Here is a 6,365-nt window from a genome sequence, read left to right on the forward strand (position 1 = left end):
CTTCAATTAAAACAAACCTTTCCATTAATTCCGCCTGCTCAGAAGATAAATTCATCGCTTTCCTTCGTGTATGGAGATCCCTCACAGAACGAAATCCTCATTAATATTTTTAATATTTTATTAAGGTTGGTGGGCTATTCTCTTAAAAAGCCTAAATAGCGGAGAAGCCATACCAGATCTGTCGCATAAAGCCGTTCATCAATTTTGGCGCGATTACAAAGACCCTATTATCTACCGCGTTATCTCCTTCATGGAGGGCGTGTAAGATTGGACGATGGATGGCACAATCCTGAGATTGAAATTGCTTTGAAAGAGCTAGGCAAGACCCTTGAAGATATCGGAAATATTGATCTACAGCAAAAAAATGAGATGATTAATTTAGTCACTCACCTTAAGACCGGGCGCGGCTTGCGTTTATTGATGTGTTTAGACACAACCTATCCCGGGGCTGCTGCGAAAGTCCTCATGCGCACTGAAGAAATATCAAAATCTGAAACAGATACCGCGCCGGCATTTTTCTAAAACACAACTTGGTATTCGAACGGTTTCGGCTACTAGGCCGAGTTTTTGCGCCGGACCGTTTTAAATTAATTTTACAAACTCTTGAAGAAGGTGGTTTATGAATAAATATCTTTTAATTAGGAGCGGAGCCCCTTTTGTCAGCGGCTTCTTCGTTTTCTTTCGCCGATAATACGCCCACTGCGGATTGTGCTAATTATTTAAGTTACTCCGATCCTCAATTTATTAACCTGGCGTCCTATAATCAGTCGCTTACTTCCACTATCGCTGATGCTTTAAGTAATTGTGCATTGGCAAGTGCATCCATGTAGCAGTATCTCGGTAGATCATTGTTCAGCGTTATTATCTACTCGGAGTTTTATCAGTGCCTATTTTTCTAATTTGAAGGGTGATTCTGTCAGCAGCGCAGCTCCTCACGGCGGTGGATTTTCAGCAACACCACAACCCCCCACTGCAGCGCGCTACCGATAGTCAGTTCCCCAGCCAATGCGCCTTCGCCAGTAGTGGATCAACCCCCATCCACCCAAACAAAAAAACAGGATTCGTCTAATATCCACTGGTTTTAAAAAAGGGTTTATTTATGAAAAAATTTCACGTACTTGGCATTGCTTCTTTTCTTGTATTAGGTTGTGTGGCCTCAACATCAGCGATGGCGGACGTTGATCCCATGAGCGGCGTTATAAAGGCGATAAAAGAAGTTGGTCTTGAAGTTCAAGCGCTGGCAATTGCCAGTAAAAAAAGCATCAGCAATATGAAATATCAACTTAGATAAAAATATCGACCTTGCTTTGCAAGCCGATGTTGAAAAAAGTAACGTTTTACAAACACTCAAAAACAATACAGATACTAATACAAAAAATCAAATTTCTGGAACTCTTTTACAATTTCCCGAACAAGTCATTAACGCCAACCAATTAAGCGACCCGCAAATGGCAGCCACTACGTATTTACAATATTTGACAAAACCATACCAATCTTTAACTGATAATATTCATTTCAGTGAGCTTAAAACAACCTAAACAAACTGAGTGCTGAAAAACGCGCTGATAAGTTGAAATCGTTTTTGAATAATCCTGCTTATCAAAAATTCCAATTAGCTGTGCGCTCTTTAAATAGCGACAAAATCAATAGCCATAGACAATTTCAATACCTTCCTTAACGAACGCGTGCCGCTTAAAGGGTTAGGCTCTAAAGTGAGTATGCCAGACGATCCCAATTTACCTAAGGGGTACGCGAGTCCACTGCAAGTCGAGAATTATATCGCTAACCAACGTATTAATAGTCCCGCTTGGTTTAAGCAAATGAAAACCGCATCTCCGGCGGTGGTAGCGCGCGAACAAGTCTTGATTCTCGCGGAAATTGAAAGTCAGCTTGAACGAATCATCTCGACAATGAACGCCTCCTGGCCACCCTTTCGTTAATGGCGCCCCAAGGGACGAAAAATGCAGAAATGGATTTACAAACGAATACCGCTACTAACTTAAACAAATTGATTGACCAAACAGGGATAAAAAACCCGAAGTTTTTTCTTTAAAGTTGATCGATATCATTGTCGTTATTCATCAACTTTTAAGGAGTATTATTAATAAAAAAACCTCCATTCCTCATGGCATTTTTACTGGCCATAAGTCTAACCACTTTAGCTCAACAGCATGTTTCTCCTTTTATTGATAATTTAGCCGTAAATCTCATTGGTTTTCCACCCAATAGTCAAGTGATTGCCATTTACATGAGCAATAACGGCGTTAATATCATCGGTCCGACGTTTACCACTGTGAATGGCTCTGCCAAATTATCCGTGCTAATATCCATTTACGATTTTATCAAAAATGGTTATCCAGCGATGACTCTGTTGCACTTCCGGCCATACCAGTTACCATTTATCGACGGCCCTTACAGTTAGTTAAATTTCGCCAACAGCACGCCCCCAAACTGCACCCATTTAACTATCAGTAATATAACACCGGCTGGGCAGTATAATTATTATCTTAACTTGACCTACAAAAAGTAGGAGCCTGGATAAATTTTAAGCTTGCTGGACGCATTCACTCAGCCCGCTATATTTACAATATTATTCATTTATATCAAAATATGTATATACAAAAATAATACAGCCGGGTACTTATGAAGCAAGCCATGAGTTTTAGGTTCAGTAACCGAACAATTACGCGATTATCCGTTCTTTCTAAAAAATTGCATTTATCGAAAACAGATATCTTAGAGAGAGCCATCAATTGTTATGCGAAAAGACAAATCCGCTCCCAATCGGATTTAATTGAGTTTGCGGGTGTTTTCAGCGAAGAAGCAGCGAATTAAATGTAAAAAGTCATTCAAGAATCCAGGTTATAACAAAGACCATAAGGACATTGGGCTGTGAAATATATCTTGGACACAGATATCCTCATTTATTTTCTGAAAGGTAAAGAAAGCGTACTTTCTAAAATAGCTGAAACTCCTTTAGACGATTTAGGCACAACGATTATTAACTATACTGAATTATTATTTGGTGCCCTAAATTCAACACATAAAAAAACAAATTTAGCGAAAGTGATGGTCTTATTGAGAAAGTTGACCATTTCGTGGAAAAGCCCCTTATCAATTTGCTAAAAAAAAGCAGAATTAAAACAATCTGGAAAAATGTTAGCAGGCCTTGATTTACTGATCGCAAGTATTTACCTACAAACCAAAGTGGTGCTTGTAACCAACCACACCAGACATTTCGGTCGCGTTAAGGGTTTGATAATAGAGCACTGACTTAGGGAGTAGAGTAGAGTAGACTAAATTAAGATAACCGCTTAATTGAGCATCTTTTCAACCAAACGCGAAGTCGAAAAGCCTTCTTTAATTGGGATAGTCAGTACTTTCCCACCATTTTTAACAACTGCATCACCACCTGCGATTTGGTTGAGTTGGTAATCGCCGCCTTTTACTAAAATATTCGGCAACACCTCAGTAATTAAACGCGCAGGTGTATCTTCTGAAAATGGCACTGCCCAATCGATGGCACGTAACGCGGTTAAGACTTCCATGCGCGCTTGTAATGAATTAATAGGTCGGTCTTTTCCTTTTAAGCGCTTTACCGAATTGTCATCGTTGACAGCTACAATTAAACGGTGGCCCATCGCCTTAGCCGCTTCTAAATAGTAAACGTGACCGGCATGCAAAATATCAAAGCAACCGTTAGTCATAACAATTGTCTCGTCGTGAGCGCGGGCATCTGCTACTGCTAATAGCAGTGCTTTTTCAGATAAAACCCCATGATGGAAAGCGTTTATTTGGTGTAATGCACGGCGCAATTCCGGAACCGTCACTGTCGCCGCACCGAGTTTTCGTACCACTAAACCGGCTGCCAAATTGGCGAGCTGGACCGCTTCGTAAAAATCCCCCCCGGCTGCTAAAGAAGCTGCCATTACTGCAATCACTGTATCGCCCGCCCCAGTGACATCGTAGACTTCGCGCGCATGGGCTACTAAATTAATGGGCGCCCCTTCTTTCTGAATTAACATTATCCCTTGTTTTCCGCGGGTGATAAGGATAGCTTCAAAACAATATTGGTGAATTAAAGCTCGCGCTTTGGACTCCAACTCTTGGTCCGTTTGGCAATGACCCACCACCGCCTCAAATTCTTTTAGGTTAGGCGTTAAAAGCGTAGCTCCCGCGTAACGCCTGAAATCAACTGATTTGGGATCAACTAAGACAGGAAGGCCCTTTTCACGCGCCCGTTGAATAAGTGCAGTGGCGTTAAATAACGCACCTTTAGCATAATCGGATAAAATAACAGCTTGTGCATGAGAGAGTGAATGTTGATAACGCTGCAACAAGCCTTTGTCTTCGTAATGTTTTAACGCTTTTTCAAAATCTAATCGCAAAAGCTGTTGATTTTGTCCCAGCACACGCAATTTAGTCACCGTTGGATAGTTGTTGAGCCGGTGAAAGTGCCAGTTAATAGACTTTTTATTCAGCAACGTCTCAAGCTCTCTGGATTCCCGATCGTCCCCCACAACCCCCATCAATTCTACTGAAGCGCCCAAGGCAGCTACGTTCAACGCCACGTTCGCCGCCCCGCCGGGACGCGCTTCTATCTGATCAACGTTAACAACGGGAATAGGCGCTTCGGGAGAGATTCGTGAAGCTTGTCCATACCAATAGCGATCCAGCATTACATCCCCGTAGACTACAATGCGCGCCTTTTCATAAAGAGGAATGTCAATTTTATCCGCCATGAATCCTTCTCTGAAAAACAATCTCTTAACCCAAAAACAAGCGCTTATTATGCCACTGGGCAATCAAAGACTAAAGAGGCAGCGTTAAAGCAATTTTGCTGAAGAGCAGCATATCAAGGGTATGAATAGATCTTTTCAAAGGCAGAATAATTGTGCGTTGAGAAACGAATACCGTAGGGCGTCCGAGAATGTCGATTTAAGAAAATCTGCTTCCCGCCTTCACCTCTATTGGAATGACGTGTGTATTTTGACTGATTAAATAATCCATTTCCGCTTAGCTACTTCGCTCTTGTCGATGCCAATAAAATAATTGTTGGTGCTGACGGGGGTTAGCGTAAGAAAGTAGTTCTTGACCAACTGCTGCCTCTGCAATCGCGCCTTTATTAACAAAAGCCTTTTCTGGGGTTAAAATCCAAGCTTCACTGGTGGTTCCTAATTAAAGCCTGGGTTAGTGCAACATCTAACATGATTAATTTAAATTGCTTAGGGTTTGCTTGAGCACCGAGAGGAACTCCCTGCTAAATAATAGTAGTAATTATATTGGCTTTTTTGAGTAATTCCAGCGCCGGCATTAATTCCCTAGCACGAAAATGACCAGTGAGCTTTGAAAATCGAAATCGTTCTCCTAACTGGTGGGAAGCCTGCTGAAATAAATGCTCAACGTATTTAATCTGAGGTTCACAAGCATATTTCTCGAAATCCTGCTGGTAAGATGAAAGCAAGTCATGATGTATCTCCACATATATAACTTTTAGTTTGCCGCCAAAGATCAACCGCTTCAAGCATACCACCGATAGCAAGATATTCGCCAAATAAGCGCAATGTTTTTTATGAACAGAATCGCTGAATGGATTTGTGGGCTCCTGCTTTAAAATGGCTGCTGGAAGAGACATTTCTTTCAGTGCCCATAAAAATTCTATAAATGACATAGGATATATATGCAAAAACGCAATCCTGCCCACCGGTACCCCTACTTCCTCAATGGCAAATTCAATAGACCCGGCTGACATGACGTGTAATTGAGGGAGGGGTCTCGTAAAAATACCGTAAAGCCACTTAGCGCTCTTGGGCAAGCTTGGACTTCATCTAGAAAAAGAAGCGTTCTAGCAGGCTCGATATCTTTCCCAGTAATAATTTGATGATCGCTGATAATGCGTGGAATATCAAAATATTATATTCAGCAAAAACGCGACGTAAGTTTTCAGATCTCTAAATTCACTTCTACAAAGGAGTTAAGTTGTTCTCCCAACTGTCGAACAACCGTAGTTTTTCCTACTTGACGTGCGCCACGTAGGGGGATCAGCTTTCTATGCATGCGGATCTTCTTTCCACTGCGCAAGCTGTTGAGAAATGAATCGTTTCATTTTGGCTTAAACTCAAGGATATCTTGGTTATAATTTAGCTAAAAATCAAAGATTATAATTAGGCATGGTGCGATTGAAAGTGTAGGTTAGGCCGCCTTGCGGGCCCAGCAGCAAAGTAGCCTGTATGAAGCGCAGTGAAATACGGGGATGATAGACGAGATCATTATTTTCCCGTATTCTGCTTTGGTCTATACGTATATGGCCCCAGGGTTGTTGTCAACAATCAGTTTTGACGAAAAGAACGTATATGCGGCTTCAC

Annotated in this window: 5 protein-coding genes and 5 pseudogenes; 7 read left to right on the forward strand and 3 right to left on the reverse strand. The window is 41.5% G+C overall.

The annotated features are described in order from the left end of the window. Positions 1–169: 169 nt before the first annotated feature. The 7 genes and pseudogenes from icmW (at position 170) to OWO34_RS07415 (ending at position 3,126) form a co-directional block, all read left to right on the forward strand. Positions 170–623: pseudogene (icmW, locus tag OWO34_RS07390) on the forward strand (type IVB secretion system protein IcmW). Further along, a pseudogene (locus tag OWO34_RS07395) lies at positions 620–1,085 on the forward strand (hypothetical protein). Before icmW ends, OWO34_RS07395 begins: the two co-directional pseudogenes overlap by 4 nt. A gap of 14 nt (positions 1,086–1,099) precedes the next feature. Continuing rightward, positions 1,100–1,442: pseudogene (locus OWO34_RS09895) on the forward strand (phosphoesterase); the annotation flags it as partial. A gap of 9 nt (positions 1,443–1,451) precedes the next feature. Next, positions 1,452–2,053 (forward strand): annotated as a pseudogene (locus tag OWO34_RS09900) (phosphoesterase); the annotation flags it as partial. Between the two features lie 72 nt (positions 2,054–2,125). Beyond that, positions 2,126–2,422, forward strand: coding sequence for a hypothetical protein (locus OWO34_RS07405; protein ID WP_267257064.1), 297 nt, complete (start codon positions 2,126–2,128; stop codon positions 2,420–2,422). 290 nt (positions 2,423–2,712) lie between these two features. After that, a pseudogene (locus tag OWO34_RS07410) lies at positions 2,713–2,808 on the forward strand (virulence factor); the annotation flags it as partial. Positions 2,809–2,892: 84 nt separating this feature from the next. After that, the gene (locus tag OWO34_RS07415; RefSeq protein ID WP_267257065.1) at positions 2,893–3,126 is read left to right on the forward strand and encodes a PIN domain-containing protein; all 234 of its coding nucleotides are present in this window, start codon (positions 2,893–2,895) and stop codon (positions 3,124–3,126) included. 188 nt (positions 3,127–3,314) lie between these two features. On the opposite strand, the gene hldE is transcribed toward OWO34_RS07415, so the two are convergent. From hldE to OWO34_RS09905, 3 genes are all read right to left on the reverse strand, one after another. After that, positions 3,315–4,805, reverse strand: coding sequence for a bifunctional D-glycero-beta-D-manno-heptose-7-phosphate kinase/D-glycero-beta-D-manno-heptose 1-phosphate adenylyltransferase HldE (gene hldE / locus OWO34_RS07425; RefSeq protein ID WP_267257066.1), 1,491 nt, complete (start codon positions 4,803–4,805; stop codon positions 3,315–3,317). A gap of 455 nt (positions 4,806–5,260) precedes the next feature. After that, complete coding sequence (locus tag OWO34_RS07435; RefSeq protein WP_267257067.1) at positions 5,261–5,752, reverse strand: ATP-binding protein; 492 nt, start codon at positions 5,750–5,752, stop codon at positions 5,261–5,263. A gap of 191 nt (positions 5,753–5,943) precedes the next feature. After that, positions 5,944–6,057: an AAA family ATPase gene (locus OWO34_RS09905; protein WP_407647530.1), complete on the reverse strand. Its 114-nt coding sequence runs from the start codon at positions 6,055–6,057 to the stop codon at positions 5,944–5,946. Positions 6,058–6,365 lie beyond the last annotated feature (308 nt).

The sequence above is a fragment of the Coxiella endosymbiont of Ornithodoros maritimus genome, from assembly GCF_907164965.1.
Classification (GTDB): domain Bacteria; phylum Pseudomonadota; class Gammaproteobacteria; order Coxiellales; family Coxiellaceae; genus Coxiella.